Genomic DNA, 20,201 nt, shown 5'->3' on the forward strand with positions numbered 1-20,201 from the left:
TCAGACATGGCTTTGTCACTTGAGGTCAGTGGCCTTTCACACACAATCAAACTGCACAAGGGTTCAAACCTGACGTTGCTTGATAATTTGGACTTGCGCCTGGATGCAGGCGAGCATATCGCCATCGTCGGGGCTTCGGGGTGTGGTAAGTCGACTTTACTGTCATTGCTGGCCGGGCTGACGCCTTATCAGTCCGGACAGGTGTGTTATCGACGCGATAACCAGACACTGCCCCCCGCCGGGATACTGGCTCAAAGTGGCTTTGTGTTTCAGCAATTTCACCTCTTACCTGAGTTAAACGCGCTGGAGAATGTGGCGCTGCCTTTGCAGCTCAGAGGCGAGCGGGATGCTGAGCACAAAGCGGCTGACTGGCTAACACACATGGGGCTGGCCGAGCGGCTCAAAGACAGCATCAGTCAGTTAAGTGGCGGTGAGCAGCAAAGGGTCGCGATTGCCCGTGCTTTGTGTGTGAGCCCGCAAATACTGTTTGCAGATGAACCGACGGGCAACCTGGATGAAACCACCGCCGAGCATGTGATGAGTCTGATGCTCAAAGGTGCCAGAGAAAGTGGCGCAGCTATGCTGCTGGTGACGCATGATATGGCACTAGCACGGCGGATGGACAAGGCTTATCGTCTGAGCCAGGGGAGGCTGATGTTATGTCATTAGCACACACCCAGCGTTTTAGCTCTGAGTGCCCTCACACGCTAACACCTTACAATGCGTTGATTGTTTTTACCGCCGTGCTGTGGCGCCAGGTGCTGCAAGGCAAATACTGGCTGACGTTGTGCGCGCTGTGCCTGTTGTTTTTTTATTTGCTGCTCAGCAGCTTGCTGGGCCAGGGAATTGAGCGGTTCCTGGCGCACAATCTGCAAGCCACGTTAGGCGCAGATACACAGGTCACAGTAAGACGGGACTGGCAGCAATCTGAACTCGAGTGGATCCGCTCGCATGGTCGGGCCTACAGCTTGCAATCTCAGTATCGTGTTACAGTGAGTCACCGGGAGCGGCATCAGCAGGTGCAGCTTAAAGCCGTTGATAATGACTATCCGTTACAAGGGGATATTCATATCAGTCTCAGTAAAGGGCTTAATACAAAGCCTGTTCAAACAGGGCCGCAGCCCGGGGAGATCTGGCTGGAGCCTAGGCTAGCCGCGGCACTGGCGGCAGAGCTGGGCGGCACCATTACACTTGGCGAAACACAACTGCGTGTCGGTGCCTTGTTGTTGCTAGAGCCGGATCGAGTGCTTGAGGGGCTTGGCAGTGATATGCGCGCCATGGTGTCTGAATCCAGCCTTAGCGCAGCCAAGTTGACACCGCACCTGAACAGAGCTCTGATGCTACATAACGCATTGCCCAAAAGCAGCATAACCCAGTTTCAGTCTGCTTCACCGACAGCGCAGGTGATCAGTAAGTCCCTGAATAACTATCCTCTGGCCAAAGTCTGGGCGCGGGTGCAGAACTTTCTCGGGCTGCTGAGTATGATCATCGTGTTACTCAGCGTGTTGATCTTGTGGTTGTGCAGTCAGGTGCAAACTCAACCCCTGAAAAAAAGCGTGTCGGTGATGCTGGCCTGTGGCATGCCACGTAATTGGTTGCCCTTGCTGGCAATTCATGGCGGGGTGATGATCCTGCTACTGAGCTTACTGCCGGGACTGGTACTGGCGTTACTGGCAGGCTACGGGGTCAGCCATTTGGCGCAGGGGTATATCGAAGGTTTTGCCCTGCAATGGCAATGGCGAGATCTGCTGGCCGCCTGCACTTTGGCCGTCACCGTCTACTTTTTTATTGCTCTGCCTGTATGGCTGTCATTACTACAAGGGGATATTCGCCTGCTACTGGCGCAACGCACAGAGCAAGGGCGCTGGCATTGGCTGGCAATGCTTAGCCCGGCAGCGCTGCTGGCAGCCCTGATAATGTATTATACCGATAACTGGTTGCTCAGTGGCATGTTATTGGGCGGACTGGGTATCTGCATATTGCTGGTGTTTTTTGTTACCTGGCTGGTGCTTCGTTTTGGGGCTCATCTGATGCCAAAGTCCTGGACCCTGGCGCGCTTTAGCGTACTTTTACTGCGCAAACGCATGGCGGTGAAACTGGTGCAAATGACAGCACTGGGCCTGAGCGTCACCTTACTCTTGCTGTGTATCAGTATGGGGCGGGATGTGACCAATATGCTGGAACTTTACCTTTATCAGAATCAAGGCAATGTGTTTGTAAGCAGGGCCGATGATGAGCAAAAAGAAGCGCTAGCGTCCTTTGTGGCGCTTCACCAGGGCAGCATCAAAGAGATGAAGCCGTTTCAGCTGGCTCAGGTCACGCACATTAATGGCACCGCACTTCAGGCGCGGGACGTGCAGCCCAGCGACTCCTTGCGTCGTTTGATGCAGCCCGTTAATCTGCATTGGCGTGCTCAAGCGCCGGACAATGTTCGGATCGCAGAGGGCTCCTGGGCTGCCAGTCCATCCCGGATTGGCGTTTCTGTTGACCACGAAGTATTTGTTGAAATGGCACTGGCGCTGGGTGATACCGTGCAGTTTTTTGTCGGCAATGACGCTGTTGAGGCTAATATAACAGCGGTTCATCAGTTTAAACCCGGTGGCAGCTCAGTCACCTTTTGGTTTGTGCTACAGCAAAACAGCGCCCCCAGTTTGCGCGAGCCAATCTACCATATGGGCAGTATTGCACTTGATGCGCAAGGCGTGGGGGCTGTTGGTGAATTGTGGCGTGCGCACCCTCAGCTGCGTCTGGTTACTGTGGACGCCCTGCTGGAGAAGATCCGTACGCAAGTCCAGGCATTGATTGGACTGGTGATCAGTTACGGCGCATTTATCGCGCTGCTCAGTAATTTGCTGATGGTGGCGGCTGTTCAGACCCACATGAAAAAAGATCAGGCTCGCAATGGCTTGCTACTGAGCTTTGGCCTGTCACCCGCACAGGGCTTGAAGATCCTCATTATTGAATGGCTGATAGTGACTATGATCCCGGCTTTTTGCGCATTTGGGGCAATTTATAGCTTTATCGACGCATTTTATCAGCAGAACCTGGCCATGTCTTACCCCGGCAGTGGACTGCTCATGCTCGTACATGCGCTGGTTATCGCGCTGGTGGTGGCAATCGGTGGTATTTTACTCAGCCGCAAACAACTGTGCCAAAGTAGCATAGGATTACTAAAAGAGGGCGTATAAAGCACACTAACCAGGGGTTATGGCCTTGAAAAGGCCATAACCCCACAGTTAGCCACACTTGCTGACGGCTCGCTACACAAACCAACAAACTCAAATAAGCATACTACAGAATCGAGCAACGCATTCATCTAGCCTTAAGTCTCCTTATCGGGACCTGCTCAGGTTGTCTGGGCCGGAACATTATCAAATGGAAAAAGGACGAAGGTATGTTTGACTTACAGGGTAAGAAAAAATCGGGATGGATGGCACTGAGCCTGATCAGTGCGGCTGTGTTGCTTGCAGGGTGTGGCAACAGCAGTGACGATCATGCGCTTGCAAAGCATCGGGGTGTGTGGGTGCAGCAAGGCACAGGTAACCTGTGGCAGTTCGATACCGATCATTTACGCCGTTTTCATTACAACAGCCATGGCTGTGTGCTGGTTGAAGCACGTCCGTACAAAGAGCTGGATGCGCTCGACCAGTTCCTCGAAAGTGATAAAAATACACTGACGTTAACTACTCACGCAACCAATGACTGGGTGTTCACAAAGCAAGCCCAAATGCGCGAGCAGTGCCTGCCCAAAAACCGCCTGAGCGGTGACGATCCGGAGGCAAACTTCGAGTACCTTTGGCATATGTTTAACGATTATTATGCGTTTTTTGCGCTCAGAGACATTGACTGGCAGGCGGCTTATGCAGCATACCGCCCCCAGATCAATGCGGATACTTCACCAGAGCAGCTTGCAAGCGTTTTTGAAGCCATGCTTGAAGATTTTGATGATGCGCATGTATCACTGACGGATAGCAAGCGTTTTGAGGTATCGGGTGAAGGCAGCACGGCGCTGTACGAGGATTTAGCCTGGCTGATGCAGTTGCGCTATGCCGACGAATGGGAAGCGCATATTGGTAAGGCTTACGATGAGCAGCTCAGTGAATTTGCGCGACTGACCGACTTGTATCTGACGGATAAAAAGCTGAAGCGATACCCGGACAGCAACGCCCTTGGCTGGGGCAAAGTGGCAGGCAACCTGGGCTATATTCGCATTGACCGTGAGTCTGCCATGCTGGCGAATGAAGAGACGGAAGCTGATGATTTCTTGGCGATTATTTCGCAAGCAAAGCAAGATATTGAAGATACCCAAACGTTAATGCGAGAAGTGATGAAAGACCTTGCTGACAGCGACGGCATCATCATTGATTTAAGGGTAAACGACGGCGGATTTGACGGCGTTTCACTGGAGATTGCACGATTTTTTAACGATCAGGCACAAACCGTGGCCTATAAGCAGATCGACAATAGCGATTACCAGCAGGAGAAACAGGCGCTCACACTGAAAGCCGCGCCCGATCAGGCTTACACCAAGCCCGTTTATGTGCTCACTGGCGAGCTGGCTTACAGCGCAGGTGAAGTCCTGACTCAGGCACTTAAATCCTTGTCTCATGTGACCCTGATTGGTGCTGCGACCAATGGTGCGGTGTCAGATGCTTTGGACTTTACGTTGCCTAATGGCTGGACAGGGTCCCTGAGCCATCAAAGCTATTCCGATCTTAACAATGTGGCGCTTGAAGCCGCAGGTGTTTTGCCAGATATCGACCTTCCTGTCTATGCCAGAAAAGAACTCGAGTGGGCATCCGATAACGTGCTTGATTATGCCATTGCACAGCTCGGTGGCGTGCCCGACAGAGGCCACAGCTTCGACTCCGTAGATCAGGATTTCACTGAGGACCTGACCGATATGGCTATTCCCGGCGTTGCTGTGGCAGTAATTAAAGACGGCCAGATTGTCTTTGAAAAAGGCTACGGTATTGCAAATTTGGAGACCGAGCAGGCCATGACAGTGCATGCGCCAATGAATGTTGGCTCAACCAGCAAAGCGGTCATGGGAGTCGCCATCATGCAGTTGATTGAACAAGGCCGGCTGAGTCTGGATACGCCACTGTCTGAAATGAACTTGCCATTTGACCTTGTCCCGCCAAATAATGAACGCGATATTCTGCTGCGGCATTTAGTGACACACACCTCGGGAATCGCAGACACAGCGCAATACAATTGCAGCTACTATATTCACGGTACCAACCTGTCTTTATATGCTCGGGGCGGTCGTGAGAGTTGTGAAGAGACCACGCTGACAGACTCTACCGAGTTCTATCAGGCTTATTTATTACCAGATGGCCAATACTACAGTGAAGACGTATTTATAGGGGAAGGCAGCTTACCAGCGGGCAGTGTGCATAACTACAGCAATGTGGGCGCGGGCCTGGCAGGGTATGCAGTGGAGCATCAATTGGGTATCAGCTTGGTGGATCACATGCAGCAGTACTTATTTGCGCCACTGGGAATGAACAACACCCATTGGGATCACACCCAATTGCCAGAAGGTAATCCAAAAACACCTCAGTATACGATAGATGCTGAAGGGGTTGCGCAGTATGTGCCCGAGTTCAGCTACCCAACTTTCTTTGATGGAGATCTGAATTCATCAGCGCACGACCTGGCGCGGTTGTTAATTGCCATCAGTCAGGGCGGTGCACTGGATAATGTCAGCGTGCTGAGTGAGCAAAGTGTCGCCACTATGCTGTCAGTGCAAACAGACGTCCCCACCTACTGGATGGACACCCAGGGACTGTTTTGGTTCTGGCAAGGTCCGTTTGTGGGCCATGACGGGGGCGATCCGGGTACTCATACCATAATGAGTTACAACCCTTACACTAAAACGGGGGTGGTGGCACTTGCGAATGCTGAAGACGGCCATTATAGCGATGGTTCAAACATACAGCGTTTGCAATCTCACCTGGCTAAATTTTACCGTGCAGGTGTAGCACACCGGCAATAACGATTCGGATTAACTCGTTAACAGGAGGGCTCAGGCCCTCCAGCTTTATTACAAATTCTCTGAGGTGATTTTATAAACATTATTATCGATTGTACTACCGAATGCCTCAAAACTGAGTGTACCAATCAGCTGGGCGCCCAGCCTGCTATAAAACTGATTGGCTGCGTTTTCTGTCCAGGTATAAAGCCACATGGGCGTGCCATAGAGGCGGGCAACGTGGCTCAGCAATGCTCGCCCAACTCCCATCCCTTGAAAGGACTTATGCACATAGAGTTTGTCAACTTCATAGCCATTATCTGGCGTCCGATACTGAGCGCCGAGATTGATCAGCACAAAGCCCTGTAACACGCCAGCTTGCTCACTGATAAGCAGTCGGTAGGTCGGGTGTTCAAGCAATGACTGAAAGTAAGCCGTGGTAAAGGTGCTATTGGCGTACTCGGTATATTCAGGCTTAATCCCGTCGGTGGCGTAAGTATCCAGCCAAACATCCGCAGCCAGCTCGGCCAGCTTTGCGCAATCCTGTGGGATTGCACGGCGGATCTCATAGGTGTGTCGGTGATTTTTATTCACGAATTCTTGTCCTTTAATTTGCGCCTTGAGTCATAACAAAACGCCCAGCACAATCAGGAGAAGTTTGGTGATACCGGATCAAATGCTGCAAATAGATATATGACGTAGTGTATGTATTTGTACCGAAATTTAAAGTAGTTTGTAGTCACATTGATGGGCAAGGAAATCAACTGGTGGGAAATAAAACAGCGCAACTTGGTGTATGGCTTGTCATGCTCTGGTTAGTCAGTAGTTGCGGGGGGACGCAACACGCAGCGCCGGGTGAAATCAAGCAGCCTGAAAGCGAGCGCCGCCGGCAGATAGATTTCTTATTGGCCGATTTAGTATCGGACTTTATTCCCGGCGTGAGCGTTACAACACAAAACAGCTGATTGTGAATACGGCACTGGCCGATGCGCCGGTTTCATCCAGTGCACGGGATATGGCCAAGCTGCTCAAAGCCATCATTGTTAAAGAAAAGCTTGTTAATGAGCGCATCCGTCGCAATATGGTTGGCGATGCGTATTTACAAACAGCCCGCTGGTTGCCACGCTTTTTGGACGGAGCGCTGTATTATGGGCTAGGCGTGATGGTTGAAAAGCATGACGGCGGCATTTTATATCATCATGGCGGCAATGAATTTGGTTACATCACGCAAAGTGTCTACCTGGCCAATCAGGATGTGGCGATCTGCCTGATCGCCAACTGTGGGGCTCAGGATGAGTGCGATGAGCCGGTAATTGCGCTGACCGAGGCGCTGATCACGCTGTTTTCTGCTGATAGTAGCGACTAAGCGGGTTGCCCTGAACTTCAAGCAGGTGTGCAATGGCCTGGCGGGTGTCGTTACTTTTGTTCTGGCTCAGTTTAAATGTGCCGGTGATTGAGGCTATCTCTATGCTGAAAAAGAACAGCTGTGAGAACAGTTTTGCAATTTGGTTTTCACTGAGCATGGACATATCCCAGGGATTGGCCGGGGATTCAAATTGCTTTAGCTGGCACTGCATGGCCGCGTACTTATCGTCCGGGTGTGTGATCTCCCTAAGTTGCCCGCTAATATGTACGGTGGCGTAATCCCAGGTTGGCAACATGATCCCGGCAACCTGACTCGGGGATAAATAGGCATCTGGTCCTCTGAACAACACCTGTAGCTGAGCTTTATCGAGTTGAGTGAGTGGGTTCGCTGGATTTGCATGCCCTAACAAGTGTGTTCTTTCATTGTTCAGACTCAAAGACATGTGGACAAAAGGGGTCTCAGAGTTCGGCACAACCAAGGTTGCCAGTGGGTGCTCATTGATCAGTTGCCACAGGCGTTCGGTATTTTGCTCTGCAAAGGCGCTGCGTGGATAGCTCATAACCAGCCCTCCAGTTGGTTTTTTACCTGCGGCCACATGTCATCTGTGATGGCAAACTGGGCCGTGTTACGAAATGCATTCGGCGCAACACGCTGATCTTTTAGTATCACTCCTTCGAACTGTGCGCCCAGTCGGGTGATTGCTGCACGCGACGCCTGATTGTGTTCATGTGTGCGCAACTGCACGCGTACCAGGCCCAATGTTTCAAACGCATGTTTTAGCAGCAGATATTTGGCATGAGTATTAATGTGGCTGCGCTGCCACTGTTTACCAATAAACGTATGGCCTATTTCCGCGCTCAGGTTGGTTTTGTGCAGCCTGAACAAGCGAGTACTGCCTGCCACCGTATTGCTTTGCTGGTCTAAAATGACCAGGGGTAACTGAACATCAGGGTCAAACTGTGCGCTTTGTTCAAACCAGTGGACGAGTTTCTCGTCTGTTTGACAGTAATTATCCAGCACCCAGGTCCACAGCTCGGTTTGCTCGCCAAAGCTGCGCAAGTGTGGCAGGTGTTCTCGTGTCAGCGGTGCGAGGCGCACCTTGTCTGTTTGCAGTGTCAATTGTGTCAGCATAAGTCTGTACTCCCATAACTGTGTTCTGAGTGTGATCAGCTTAGTGTTTTCTGGTAGGTTATAAACAACCAGAATTCTATTTTTGATTAGACCAGTTGGTATGGCAGAACTGGCACGGAGAGAAACTATGTTAACGGGTGCGCCCTTAACTCAGAATACCCCTAAGTACATTCAACTGGCGGAGCAGATCTGTGACGCAATTAAGCAGGGGCATTTGCAGCCTGATGACCCGCTGCCATCGGCCAGAAAGCTGGCCGAGTTATATGGCATCAACCGTCATACGGTGATGACCGCGCTACAAAACTTAGTGGCTCAGGGCTGGCTATGCTCTGCACAAAGGCGTGGATATCGGGTTAATCAGGCTTTGCCGGTCGAATCCAGTCAGTTGGTAGTCCAGCCCAACACACAGGCCCGGGATATCAAACCTGATTTTGCATTATCGCTGCCAGATACTCACACCAGCAGTGTAGAAAAAGAAACCTGTGAGTATAGTTTTGCCGGTGGTCTGGCTGACTTGTCCGACTTTCCTTACGATGAGTTTCGGCGCCATCTCAGCCAGGCTTGTCGGGCTGTGAATGTGCCGCATTTACACTATGGCAATTGCAGTGGTGAGCCCGCATTGAAGCAACAACTTCAGCATTATCTGCGTCGGGCGCGCGCTTTGGAGTGCGATGATCTTTTGGTGTGCAACGGCTCTCAGGAGGCGCTGTTTTTGATTGCCAAAGCTTTTATTAAGCCTGGCGAAGGCGTTGCAGTCGAATCTTTGGGTTATCCACCGGCGCATCGTGCATTTGAAGCATGTGGTGCAACCCTGCACGGCATTGCGCAAGACAAGGAAGGGCTGAGTGTCGACAGTCTGCGCGCCTGCTTTGAGCGCAATAAAATTAAGTTGCTGTATCTAACGCCATTACACCAGTATCCGACTATGGTGACCTTATCCGTTGCGCGTCGGATGGCGATTTATCAGTTGTGTACTGAGTATGGGGTGTTCATTATTGAAGACGATTATGATCACGAGTTTCACTACCGCTGTCCGCCCCTACAGCCTATGGCTGCAAACGACCCTCAAGGGATAGTGATCTATGTCTCAACCTTTTCAAAAATCATGTTTGCCGGCGCCAGAATGGGTTATCTGGTTGCCAGAGCCGATGTGCTTAATCAATTGGTGTTGCTTAAGCAGTTAATGAACCATAAAAACGATATTTTGTTGCAAATGGCGCTGGCGAGCTGGATGGCCTCGGGTGAGTTTGAACGTCATTTAAGACGAATGACCAAGCGCTACCAGGCGCGCTGTGATGCAATGACACTGGAGCTTAAACGTTATCAGGCGCAGGGCTATGCGTTGACTTTTACAGTGCCTGATGGGGGCATGGCATTTTGGGTGAATGTACATCAGGATGTGTCTGAGCTGGGAGCACGCGCTGCTGAACAGGGGGTGTATGTGCAGACCGAAGCTGAATTCTGGCAATTTCCACAACAAAATTATACCCATATTCGCCTAGGGTTTGCCGGGCAAAGTGAGGAAAAGATGCGTGCGGGGCTGGCGCGTATCATCGCGTTACTCTAGAGAGTCATCCATGACTTTTGCTGTGTTGTACCATATCTAAAGCCTGAGATGATGCATATCTATTACCACTTAAGAATAATATATTCTTATTGATCAGGGTTTTGGATTGGTAAATTCCAGCTTTTGAGCAGGCGTATCCGCACTCCAAGAATGCGAAAAAATATAACCAAAATGTAATTTTTTTGTTTTTATTGTATCTTTCCAACTTGTGAGTGTTGACTTTTATGTAAGTGTTTCGCTAATTTCATTAACCAACATTTCATTTAATGTTTATCTAACTATCAAGTGATTCACAACAAAGAAAAGGATAATAACTATGAAGACAACAATAAAAGCGTTTGCTCTGGTTGCCGGTACTCTGTTTGCGGGCTCTGCTTTCTCTGCGCAAGTGGTATGCGATGTTTACCCTAAATCAAATGGTCACAGCTGGGGTAATGGCACACCTAACTGTGCTGGTTTTGATTTCTCATTTGGCAGCTCTACAAACGGTCGTTTTTACCTCAAAGATGTCACAAAGGAAATCAAGGAAGTACGCTGGGAAGGTAACGCAAACTGTTCAGGTGGTACCAGCTGCAGTACAACTATCCGTGCCTACACAAGTAACACAGCGACAGCGCTTATCTTATACAAAGACGGTACCTGGGAGCGTCCTAAAGCAGCTAGCGCGTTTTACGAAACAGGACACTAGTTAATTGTGTGTGAGGCCTAATTACAACGGGCTTCACACCCCAAACTCTACTCAGATGAAATTATACATACCCAATAAACATAATACTGGATAAAGGAAATGACCATGAAAACGATAATAAAAGCATGTGCGCTCATAGCAACCACTGTTTTTGCAGGCTCAGCTTTCTCGGCGCAATTAGTATGCGAAGTTTACCCAAAAGGCAGTAATGCTCACACCTGGGGTGATGGAACACCCAACTGTGGCGGTTTTGATTTCTCATTTGGCAGGTCAACCAGCGGCCGTTACTTCCTGACAAATATTGCAAAACCCATTCAGGAAGTGCAATGGAATGGTGATGCTAATTGCCCAGGTGGAACAAGTTGTAATGCGACAATCAGAGCTTATACGACGAATTCTGCCTCTGCGCTGATCTTATACAAAGATGGCACATGGGAGCAAACTAATACAGCTCGCGCGAACTACGAAACGGGCCATTAGCCTTATTAAGAGGGGGCTTAAAGCTCAAGCCTCCTCAATTTGAATGTTGCTTTTCCAGAACCGCTTTACCCTCTTTCCAGTTTACGATAAACACCTTATCAAACTCATCCTCGCGAATACTCACCGAGTGCCCGCTCAGTAACTTGACCAGCTCAGGTGTCGTGTTGCTGTGACCCGCAACCACAATGGTCCCAGAGTAGGTTTTGAGTTGCATGGCAAAATCGGCTAATGCCCGTGGGTCATACAATTGCACTGGCACTGAGGTTTTGCTGCTCAAAGGTGCCAGAGTCTGTTTTGTCCGGTTGTAATCTGTTGAAAATAAACGGCCAGGGCTCAAAGGGGCCAGCAAGGTGGCGAGTCGTTGTGCCCTTTGTTGGCCCTGTGGCGTGAGCTCAGGATCCTTGCCTGCCATTTTTTCTGCGTGGCGTATCAAAACAATCTGCTCTGGCTGCGCAAAGACATTAGCCGAAGCGAGCGTTAACAGCATCAGGAGTAGGATTTTCATTGTATTTATTATCCTTAAAACTAAAGCCGCCAGTGTGTCTAATTTTGTCCCTGATAGCAAGTTGCGCCAGCCAGTGCTGTGCTGTCCGCTTATGGTGATCTGTCCGGTTTTGGCAAAACTGCGGACACTTTTTCCGTCCGCGGACACTTTTACTCCGTTCTTAAAATCACTTAATCCAATAAAAACAACAAGATAAAAGTTGGCACGACTCTGGTATTCATTCTACACAACAGACGACAGGACACATCTACACACCATGGTGCATGGCTTTGCAACCAAGCGCTGCCGGATGTGATGGACCTGACAAGATGATGAGAATAAAACGAGGGAGTACCCATGATTAAAGACACCAGTCAACAGGATTTAGTGGTGAAGTCCACCAAAATAAGCTGGAAGAAGGCCGTCGGTGCGGTGGCCTTGATTGGCGCTTTAGGCGTCACAGCACGTGCTATTTCAATGGCAGATACCACAGGCCGTTCCTTTGAGCGCAGTGCTTTACAGGTTGCGATGGTTTCACGGGGCGATTTTGTGCGCGATATTCAGGCCAGCGGCCGGATAGTGGCGGCCAACGCCCCCCAGGTGTACAGCCCACAAGCAGGCTTTGTCGACTTATTGGTGAAAGCAGGCGATACCGTTACCCAAGGCGAGGTGATTGCCCGGGTAAATAGCCCGACGTTGACCAATGAGCTTAAGCAGCAGCAGGCCGAGCTGGCAAGGCTGCGTGATAGCCTGGCGCGGGAGCAACTGGAGGTCAGACGCGAGACGCTGACCCTAAACCGCAGCCTGGAGCTGGCCAAAGTGACGCTGGACGCCGCGGAGCGGGAAAATCGTCGGGCACAGTTGTCCATCAAGCAAAACCTGATCAGCCAGATCGACCTGGAAGAAGCCGTGGATGACCTGGCCCGTGCCAAACTGAACTATCAACATGCGCAGCAAGAAGTTGCGCTGGGCAAAGATACGCTGGCGTTCGAACTGGCAGCGGCGAGCAACTTGGTTGAGCGACAGCAACTGGTCGTCGATGAGCTCCAGCGTCAGGTTAACGCGTTGGAGATTAGTGCGCCGGTAAGCGGTCTGGTCGGTAACCTTTTTGTCCAAACTAAGGCTGCCGTGACAGATCAGCAAGCGCTGATGACGCTGGTTGATTTATCCGCCTATGAAGCGCAATTACAAGTGCCTGAAAGTTATGCCAATGAGCTGGGATTGGGTATGAGTGTGGTGCTGAAGGTCGGTGCCAGTGAAGTCTATGGTAAGCTTTCCGCGATATCTCCGGAGGTCAGTAATCGGGAAGTAACGACCAGGGTGCGTTTTGACCACAGCGACATGGGTGGGATCAGGCAGAATCAGCGATTATCTGCGCGGATATTATTAGACAGCAAAGAGGACGTGATTAAAGTCCGCCGGGGCTCATTTATGAACGCCGGAGGCAACGTGGTTTACCGGGTTGAGGGTGAGGTGGCAACGCGGCTCAATATACGCACCGGCGCATCCAGTGTGAACGAAGTGGAAATTTTGGAAGGTTTGTCGCCTGGCGACCAAATCATAGTGTCTAATTACGAACAATTTGAACATGCACCCCTTGTGCAACTGAGATAAGAAGGATAACGAAAATGCTAGATATGAAAGCTATCAGTAAAGTCTATCAAACAGATATGGTACAGACGCACGCGCTGCGGGATTTTAACCTCCATGTGGCCGAGGGAGAGTTTGTGGCCGTGACGGGTCCTTCCGGCTCAGGTAAAACCACCTTTTTGAATATTGCGGGTATGCTGGAGCCCTTTAGTGGCGGGCAATACTGCCTCGATGGCGTTGATATTGGCAAGCTCAACGACAACGCCAGAGCCGATTTGAGAAACCAGAAAATTGGCTTTATTTTCCAGGGATTCAACCTGATCCCTGACCTGAACTTGTATGAAAACGTGGAAGTACCGCTGCGCTATCGGGGGATCAAATCCGCTGAGCGTAAACGCCGGGTCGAGGAATGTCTGGAGCTGGTGGGTCTGGCGGGACGCGCCAAACATTTACCTCAGCAATTGTCAGGCGGGCAGCAACAGCGTGTTGCAATAGCCCGAGCGCTGGCGGGACGACCTCGTTTTTTGCTGGCGGATGAACCCACAGGTAATCTCGATAGCCTGATGGCACGTCAGGTGATGGAACTGTTGGAGCAAATCAACCGCGAAGGAGCGACCATAGTGATGGTGACGCACGATCCTGAGCTGGCAAGGCGCGCACCGCGCAATATTCAGATTGTTGATGGCCGGGTGACAGACTTTACGCTGTACCAGGGTCGCACAATGGACACCGCGATGGCGGCAGGAGGCTAATATGTTTACACACTATATTGACCTGGCATGGCGCAGTTTGCGCCAGACCCCTCTGGTGACTTTTTTAATGATCCTGGCCATTGCTATCGGCATTGGGGTGACCATGACAACTTTGTCTGTCTATCACATGATGTCGACCGATCCTATCCCCAATAAAAGTGATCGTTTGTTTGCGGTACAACTGCAACCTATGGATGACGGTGAAACCTGGGCAACAGGAGATGATGTACCCTATCAGCTGACCTATCAGGATGCCATTAATTTGCAGGCGTTGCCGGGCGACTTTTTGCGCGCGCCGATGATCCGGGCTGGGTTTTCTGTGCACCTGAATACACCACAAAGTAAGCCGGTGATAGAAGATGCGCGGGTGACCGATAGCGACTTCTTTAGCATGTTTAACCTGACCTTTATCCATGGCAGTGCCTGGACTGAGGCGCAGGCGCAAAGTGCCGCCCCGGTGGTGGTATTAGATGAAGAAATGGCGCAGCAAATGTTCGGTAAAACTGACGTGGTGGGTGAGTCGGTGTTTCTCGGTGAGCGTCGCCATGAAATTGTGGGGGTGACACAAAAGTGGCGGCCTAATATCAAATTCTATGACCTGAACAACGGTGCCTTTGGTAAGGCTGAGCGACTATTCGTGCCGTTTAGTCATGTCAAAGCTTATGATGTGGACACCTGGGGCAATACCAACGCCTGGAAATTTGAAGAAACCCGCGACTTTAACGACAAAATGAATTCAGAAATGGTCTGGATCCAGTTCTGGGTGCAGCTGGATACGCCAACACAGCGCCAGGCTTATGGCGACATGCTGATGGCTTATATGCAACAGCAGCAAAAGCTGGGTCGCTTTAACCGTGAAGAGTTAGTGTATGGATTACAAGACGTCAACGCCTGGATGAACTACAACAAGGTGATAAGCGAAGACAATAAAATATTGGTCGGTCTGAGCTTTATGTTTTTGGCCGTGTGTGTGGCCAATATCTTAGGCCTTTTGCTGGCCAAGTTTATGCGACGAGCAGCCGATGTTGGTGTAAGGCGGGCGCTCGGCGCCAGCAAGCGTCAGGTTTTTTATCAGCACCTGGTGGAAGTGGGTATGCTGGGTTTGCTGGGTGGTGCGGTCGGTATTGTGTTTGCGCAGCTTGGCTTGCTGGGCGTGCGACAAAGCTATGACTACTACAATAACCTGGCCAGTATGGACTGGATGATGTTACTGAGTGCACCTGTGATTGCGATATCTGCCTGTATTTTGGCAGGGCTGTACCCGGCCTGGCTGGTTTGTCGAACCACCCCGGCAACTCACCTGAAAGTACAATAACAAGGAGCCTCACTATGTTTGAAATTAAACCAACACTCAATGCCCTGATGCGCTCTAAACTCGGTGCGGTATTGCTCATTTTGCAGCTAGCCATTACTCTGGCCATTGTCAGTAATGCGGTGTCGATTATTCAGGACAGACTAAGCTATCTGAATAAAGATACCGGTTACCAGGAAGCTGCGATTTTTAAATTTAACTCACTGAATTTTGATAAAAACCTTGACTTACTTCAGCAAGTTGAGCTGGATGAGCAAGCACTGCGTAACCTTGATGGTGTGATAGATGCGGCGGCAGTCAGCTCGGTTGTACTATCGGGTAGTGGCAGCTCTGGCGGTATGCGGCTCAAACCAGAACCGCAAGAAAGTAAGAGCGTCAATATGGGCTATGTTTCCGGTGATGAACATCTCCTTAGCACCTTAGGTGTTAAAGTGTCCGAGGGGCGTGATTTTACCGCGGCGGATGTTGTGGTTATTGACGAAAGTGATACACAGCCGTCCGTCGTTATTGTCAGTCGCGCATTATCTGATGCTCTGTTTGGCCCAGGTAATGGGCTGGGAGAGACACTCTATTGGGGCGCGGACCCTCTGACAATCATAGGAATTGTTGACACTATGGCAAACCAATGGCCAAAAAGCAGCTTTGGTACAAAAACGGCGCTTATTCCCATGGTCAGGGTTGGTAATTTTCAGAAGTTTCTGGTTCGCACTGAACCACAAGACAGGGCACAAGTGATGCGCCAGATTGAAGAGCTTATGCTTGCCAGCCATCGTGAGCGAGTCATTAGCGATGTGACCGGCTTGGATCAGAAAAAAGCCCGCTATGATGCCAGAGATGTCCTGATGATGCGGATGCTGATGACGCTGATTGTGGTACTGGTAATTGTCACGGCACTGGGTATTTTTGGTTTGTCGACCTTTAATATCAGCAAGCGAACCAAACAAATTGGCACACGACGCGCTCTGGGTGCCCGAAAGTCTGCCATAGTGCGCTACTTTGTGGTTGAAAATGCGCTGATCTGCACCATGGGCCTGATGCTAGGTGCAGCAGCGGCAGTGCTACTCGGACAGCAACTGATGCAGTGGTATTCAGTGCCGGCATTGGGTTATTCCTTCATTGCCGTTACAGCCGGGTTACTGTTGCTGATGAGTCTACTGTCGGTGCTGATGCCAGCGCTGCGCGCAGCCAATATCTCTCCCAGCATTGCAACGCGCAGTGTCTGAGTGAGCTTTATCAAATCCAATTAAGTAATGAGTTGACCGTGGCAACTTGCTTGCCACGGTCCACAATGTTCACTGCAAGTGGCTAAATTGGTACTATGAGTTACTGATAATAAAAGGGATTATGTTACACTGGGAACACAGAGCCAAAGCGATGGAAATAGCTGGCTTACGGATACTATACGAGCATAATAATAATGATGAATAAGATCCTCGTCGTCGATGACAACCAGGCTGTGCTGGATGCGTTATCACTGCTGCTGGAGCTTCATGACTATCAGGTCGAAACGGCCTTAACACCTTTTGAGGCACTGCAAATCGTGCGCTATCAGCGTATTGCTTTGGTGATCCAGGATATGAACTTCACAGCAGACACCACCTCAGGGGAAGAAGGTAAAGCCTTATTCCAGGAGTTGCGCGCAATCAATCCGCATTTACCTGTGATCCTGATCACCGCCTGGACCGAGCTGGAAATGGCCATAGAGCTGGTTAAAGCCGGTGCTGCGGATTACCTTGCCAAACCCTGGGACGACCAGAAGCTGCTTACCTCGGTTGCCAACCTGATCGCCTTAGGCGAAGCAAAAACGCAAAATGAACAGTATGAGCGAGTCGCGCAACAGCGTGAAACACTCAACGAAGGCGCAGATCTGCGCGGGCTTATCTATAGCAGTGCGGCAATGCAGCGGGTGGTCGATATGGCGGTGCAGGTCGCTAAGTCCGATGTATCTGTGTTGATCACCGGCGACAACGGCAGCGGCAAAGAAAAAGTCGCTGAGATCATTCAGGCTAACTCCACACTTAAAGCGGCACCTTTTATTAAGGTTAATGCCGGAGCGTTGCCACAAGAGCTGATAGAGGCCGAGCTGTTTGGCGCAGAGGCCGGTGCTTATACCGGTGCCAACAAGCAACGGATCGGGCGTTTTGAAGCCGCCGACGGTGGCACTTTGTTTCTCGATGAGATTGGCAATTTACCTTTATCCGGTCAAATGAAGTTGCTCAGGGTATTACAGACGGGCGAATTTGAGCGGCTTGGCTCTGTTGAAACCCGCCGCGTTAATGTCCGTGTGATCTCAGCCACCAATGCCGACTTACTGAGCGATATTCAAAGCGGCCGGTTCCGTCAGGACCTGTATTACCGCCTTAACGTGATTGAACTGAACCTGCCGCCGCTCAAATTACGCAGTGATGATATTTTGCCACTGATTGGGCACTTTTTACCTGGTCGGGAGCTTAGCCTGAGCGCCGAGCAAAGGCTACTGAGCTATGACTGGCCGGGCAATGTCAGGGAGCTGGAAAACGCCTGTAAACGCGCCGCCGTGCTGAATCCGCACGGATTACTGGAAGCGCAGGACTTTGGCTTGCAACAGGGCGCGCAGCGTAGTGAGCAGCCAGCGCAGAGCAAACAAGAGCCCGGCAAAGCTGAGCTGGAAGGCGCGATGCGAGAATTTCACGGGGTTATTGCTAAAGTGGCACGCCATTTTGGCATGAGTCGCCAGGCCTTGTACCGGCGTCTGCAAAAACACGACATTGATTACTAATATGAAGCTACCCGGAATCTCTATTGCACAAAAACTTCTGCTTGCAATGGCACTGACCCTGGCGTTTGCCAGTGTCCCGCTGCTGTTTTTATTTGACTGGCAAACCTGGCTGAGTGGCTTGTCATTGGCCATGTTAGTAGGCGCTGTCATACTCAAGCTGTTGACCCGCAATCTTTTTGCTGGTCTACAGGCGCTGGAAAGTGGCCTGCTCAATTTTAAAGACAGTGATTTTTCGACACTACTGGCCTACCAAAATAACGATGAACTGGGCAGGTTATGCCAGTTATACAACCAGGCAGCAGCGCAGCTCAGAGATGAAAAACAGTGGATTTATCAGCGTGAGCTGATGCTGGATAAGGTGCTGCACAGTGCACCGCAAGCGCTGTTGCTAACCGATGATAAGGGCATTGTGGTTTTTTCAAATCACAGCGCTAAGTCGCTGCTTAATTGTGAGCATAATCTCGAAGGCATGAAGCTAGATAAACTGGCGCAGCAAGCCAGCCCGGCGTTGCATAGCGCGCTGTCGGAGGCGGTGGATGGCTTGTTTGAACTGCATCCCGAGGGCGCAGATAAACAGACCTGGCATTTATCTAACGGCGAACTGTTGCTTAATAACCAGTTTCATCGGCTCTACATCTTCAAGCAGCTGACCCGCGAGTTGAACCGTCAGGAGGTGGCGGTGTGGAAAAAGGTCATCCGTATAATCAGCCACGAATTAAACAACTCGCTGGGGCCCATTTCCTCTATGCTTCACAGCGGCAAAATCCTGGCAAGTAAGTTAGAGGAGGCGCGGCTTGAGCGGGTGTTCTCAACTATAGATGAGCGGATCCGTCATCTTACCGAGTTTGTTCAGGGCTATGGCAAATTTGCCAAGTTGCCTGCGCCTAAGCTAAACCCCGTCTGTTTGTCGCAGTTGCTGGCGCAGCTGCAATCCCACTGGCAGTTTCAGTGCACGCAAACAGGAACCCAGCCGCACAGCCGCCAGCTGCTGGCCGATGCGGCCCAGCTCGAGCAATTGCTGATCAACTTGCTCAAAAACGCCCATGAATCGGGGAGTGCCCCGGATGGCGTGGGTATTGAGGTGGGCTTTGCCGACCAGCATGCGTTGCTACGAGTTGTGGATGCCGGTCAGGGAATGAGCGAGCATATTATGGCCAATGCCTTGATCCCCTTTTACTCCACTAAATCCACCGGCACGGGCTTAGGCCTGGCACTGTGCCGTGAAATCGTTGAAGCGCACCATGGACAGATCCATTTGAAAAATCGCCCGCAGGGTGGGCTATGTGTCGAAGTTCGTTTGCCGCTCAGTGCTGTTTGACGGCGTTTTCGGGCGCTCAGGACAGCCTTGCGCGTTTTCCAGCCAGGAGACGGTATTTGTGGCAATGACTATAGTGCCAGATACCACCAGGCTGGCGGCACTGACTAACCCGGCGCCTGCTAAAACCAATGCGCAAGCATCGCCCCGGCACTGACTAATTGCCTGCATTTGTGCATGGGTCAATGTTTGTTTGCGCATCATCATTTTGCACTTGGTGTCGTAATACTGGACTTCCTGGGGAGCAAACATACAACTACTTAGTAACACTGAGCTGATGAGTAACAGGCCCGCAACGGGTTTAAAACGTGTCATGCTGGCCTCACGGTGAGAAAAAAGAATCTTGCTGTATGGCACCTATCATTCAAGCTGGCTTGAACTCGATACAAAAATGCCCATACTCACGTGAATAGAGTCTCAAAAAACGCTTCGACGCATTATGACTCAAGCGCTTAATCAGGTAAAGCAACTCAGAATCAAACTACTGCTACTGCTGGTCATTGTGTTTATGGCCCTGGTGGCATTAGTGCCGTTTGTGATCTCCAGTTTAAATGAGCTTAATGCACTGAACGCCCACATTGAGTCAATTAAAAAAACAACCAGTGAAATCATCTATTACGATGAAGTGCTGACGATGTCATCGCGCATGTATACCTTTACTGGCGACGAAAAATGGTCTCAGCGTTACCTGAGAATTGCCAACACACTGGATAAGAGCGAAGTGGCCTGTGGTACCTGTGATAGCGGTGACCGCCAACGTGTTTGAAAGCGACGTGTCTCA

20 protein-coding genes are annotated in these 20,201 nt (G+C 50.7%); 15 read left to right on the forward strand and 5 right to left on the reverse strand.

From position 1 onward, the window contains the following. Window positions 1-6 precede the first annotated feature (6 nt). The 3 genes from L1285_RS14575 (at window position 7) to L1285_RS14585 (ending at window position 6,001) form a co-directional block, all read left to right on the forward strand. Complete coding sequence (locus L1285_RS14575; protein WP_235412937.1) at window positions 7-669, forward strand: ABC transporter ATP-binding protein; 663 nt, start codon at window positions 7-9, stop codon at window positions 667-669. After that, the gene (locus L1285_RS14580) at window positions 660-3,188 is read left to right on the forward strand and encodes an ABC transporter permease (RefSeq protein WP_235412938.1); all 2,529 of its coding nucleotides are present in this window, start codon (window positions 660-662) and stop codon (window positions 3,186-3,188) included. Before L1285_RS14575 ends, L1285_RS14580 begins: the two co-directional genes overlap by 10 nt. Before the next feature lie 206 nt (window positions 3,189-3,394). Continuing rightward, on the forward strand, window positions 3,395-6,001 hold the full coding sequence (locus L1285_RS14585; protein WP_235412939.1) for a serine hydrolase: 2,607 nt from the start codon (window positions 3,395-3,397) through the stop codon (window positions 5,999-6,001). A gap of 48 nt (window positions 6,002-6,049) precedes the next feature. On the opposite strand, the gene L1285_RS14590 is transcribed toward L1285_RS14585, so the two are convergent. Then, window positions 6,050-6,571 (reverse strand): GNAT family N-acetyltransferase, encoded by a 522-nt coding sequence (locus tag L1285_RS14590; protein WP_235412940.1) that lies wholly within the window; start codon window positions 6,569-6,571, stop codon window positions 6,050-6,052. Between the two features lie 173 nt (window positions 6,572-6,744). Between L1285_RS14590 and L1285_RS14595 the strand changes: the two genes are divergently transcribed. Beyond that, the gene (locus L1285_RS14595; RefSeq protein ID WP_046004671.1) at window positions 6,745-6,942 is read left to right on the forward strand and encodes a hypothetical protein; all 198 of its coding nucleotides are present in this window, start codon (window positions 6,745-6,747) and stop codon (window positions 6,940-6,942) included. Between the two features lie 2 nt (window positions 6,943-6,944). Further along, window positions 6,945-7,343, forward strand: coding sequence for a beta-lactamase family protein (locus L1285_RS14600; RefSeq protein ID WP_235412941.1), 399 nt, complete (start codon window positions 6,945-6,947; stop codon window positions 7,341-7,343). On the opposite strand, the gene L1285_RS14605 is transcribed toward L1285_RS14600, so the two are convergent. Continuing rightward, window positions 7,312-7,902 carry an FMN-binding negative transcriptional regulator gene (locus L1285_RS14605; RefSeq protein ID WP_235412942.1) on the reverse strand — a complete coding sequence of 197 codons (591 nt, stop codon included), beginning with the start codon at window positions 7,900-7,902 and terminating at the stop codon, window positions 7,312-7,314. The two genes, L1285_RS14600 and L1285_RS14605, sit on opposite strands and share 32 nt — an antisense overlap. After that, entirely contained in the window at window positions 7,899-8,474 is a 576-nt protein-coding gene (locus L1285_RS14610; protein ID WP_235412943.1) for a GNAT family N-acetyltransferase, read from the reverse strand. The genes L1285_RS14605 and L1285_RS14610 overlap by 4 nt, the downstream gene beginning before the upstream one ends. Window positions 8,475-8,601: 127 nt before the next feature. Between L1285_RS14610 and pdxR the strand changes: the two genes are divergently transcribed. From pdxR to L1285_RS14625, 3 genes are all read left to right on the forward strand, one after another. After that, on the forward strand, window positions 8,602-10,041 hold the full coding sequence (gene pdxR, locus L1285_RS14615; protein WP_235412944.1) for a MocR-like pyridoxine biosynthesis transcription factor PdxR: 1,440 nt from the start codon (window positions 8,602-8,604) through the stop codon (window positions 10,039-10,041). Window positions 10,042-10,357: 316 nt separating this feature from the next. Continuing rightward, window positions 10,358-10,729: a hypothetical protein gene (locus L1285_RS14620; protein WP_046004666.1), complete on the forward strand. Its 372-nt coding sequence runs from the start codon at window positions 10,358-10,360 to the stop codon at window positions 10,727-10,729. Between the two features lie 105 nt (window positions 10,730-10,834). Further along, on the forward strand, window positions 10,835-11,209 hold the full coding sequence (locus L1285_RS14625; protein ID WP_235412945.1) for a hypothetical protein: 375 nt from the start codon (window positions 10,835-10,837) through the stop codon (window positions 11,207-11,209). Between the two features lie 34 nt (window positions 11,210-11,243). On the opposite strand, the gene L1285_RS14630 is transcribed toward L1285_RS14625, so the two are convergent. Continuing rightward, window positions 11,244-11,714 carry a SixA phosphatase family protein gene (locus L1285_RS14630; protein WP_235412946.1) on the reverse strand — a complete coding sequence of 157 codons (471 nt, stop codon included), beginning with the start codon at window positions 11,712-11,714 and terminating at the stop codon, window positions 11,244-11,246. Window positions 11,715-12,050: 336 nt separating this feature from the next. Between L1285_RS14630 and L1285_RS14635 the strand changes: the two genes are divergently transcribed. The 6 genes from L1285_RS14635 to L1285_RS14660 all read left to right on the forward strand — a co-directional run bounded on the left by L1285_RS14635 (window position 12,051) and on the right by L1285_RS14660 (window position 19,423). Then, window positions 12,051-13,307 (forward strand): efflux RND transporter periplasmic adaptor subunit, encoded by a 1,257-nt coding sequence (locus L1285_RS14635; protein WP_235412947.1) that lies wholly within the window; start codon window positions 12,051-12,053, stop codon window positions 13,305-13,307. Between the two features lie 14 nt (window positions 13,308-13,321). Then, window positions 13,322-14,035 (forward strand): ABC transporter ATP-binding protein, encoded by a 714-nt coding sequence (locus L1285_RS14640; RefSeq protein WP_125779244.1) that lies wholly within the window; start codon window positions 13,322-13,324, stop codon window positions 14,033-14,035. A gap of 1 nt (window position 14,036) precedes the next feature. Continuing rightward, window positions 14,037-15,350 carry an ABC transporter permease gene (locus tag L1285_RS14645; protein ID WP_235412948.1) on the forward strand — a complete coding sequence of 438 codons (1,314 nt, stop codon included), beginning with the start codon at window positions 14,037-14,039 and terminating at the stop codon, window positions 15,348-15,350. A 14-nt stretch (window positions 15,351-15,364) separates the two neighbouring features. Then, on the forward strand, window positions 15,365-16,570 hold the full coding sequence (locus L1285_RS14650) for an ABC transporter permease (RefSeq protein ID WP_235412949.1): 1,206 nt from the start codon (window positions 15,365-15,367) through the stop codon (window positions 16,568-16,570). Between the two features lie 197 nt (window positions 16,571-16,767). Beyond that, complete coding sequence (locus L1285_RS14655; RefSeq protein WP_235413063.1) at window positions 16,768-18,105, forward strand: sigma-54-dependent transcriptional regulator; 1,338 nt, start codon at window positions 16,768-16,770, stop codon at window positions 18,103-18,105. Between the two features lies 1 nt (window position 18,106). Continuing rightward, the gene (locus L1285_RS14660) at window positions 18,107-19,423 is read left to right on the forward strand and encodes a sensor histidine kinase (protein ID WP_235412950.1); all 1,317 of its coding nucleotides are present in this window, start codon (window positions 18,107-18,109) and stop codon (window positions 19,421-19,423) included. On the opposite strand, the gene L1285_RS14665 is transcribed toward L1285_RS14660, so the two are convergent. Beyond that, the gene (locus L1285_RS14665; RefSeq protein ID WP_235412951.1) at window positions 19,385-19,735 is read right to left on the reverse strand and encodes a hypothetical protein; all 351 of its coding nucleotides are present in this window, start codon (window positions 19,733-19,735) and stop codon (window positions 19,385-19,387) included. The two genes, L1285_RS14660 and L1285_RS14665, sit on opposite strands and share 39 nt — an antisense overlap. 124 nt (window positions 19,736-19,859) lie before the next feature. On the opposite strand from L1285_RS14665, the gene L1285_RS14670 reads away from it, so the two are divergent. Next, complete coding sequence (locus L1285_RS14670) at window positions 19,860-20,186, forward strand: hypothetical protein (RefSeq protein ID WP_235412952.1); 327 nt, start codon at window positions 19,860-19,862, stop codon at window positions 20,184-20,186. Window positions 20,187-20,201: the final 15 nt, after the last annotated feature.

It is taken from the genome of Pseudoalteromonas sp. DL2-H2.2, from assembly GCF_021532535.1.
GTDB lineage: Bacteria > Pseudomonadota > Gammaproteobacteria > Enterobacterales > Alteromonadaceae > Pseudoalteromonas > Pseudoalteromonas rubra_A.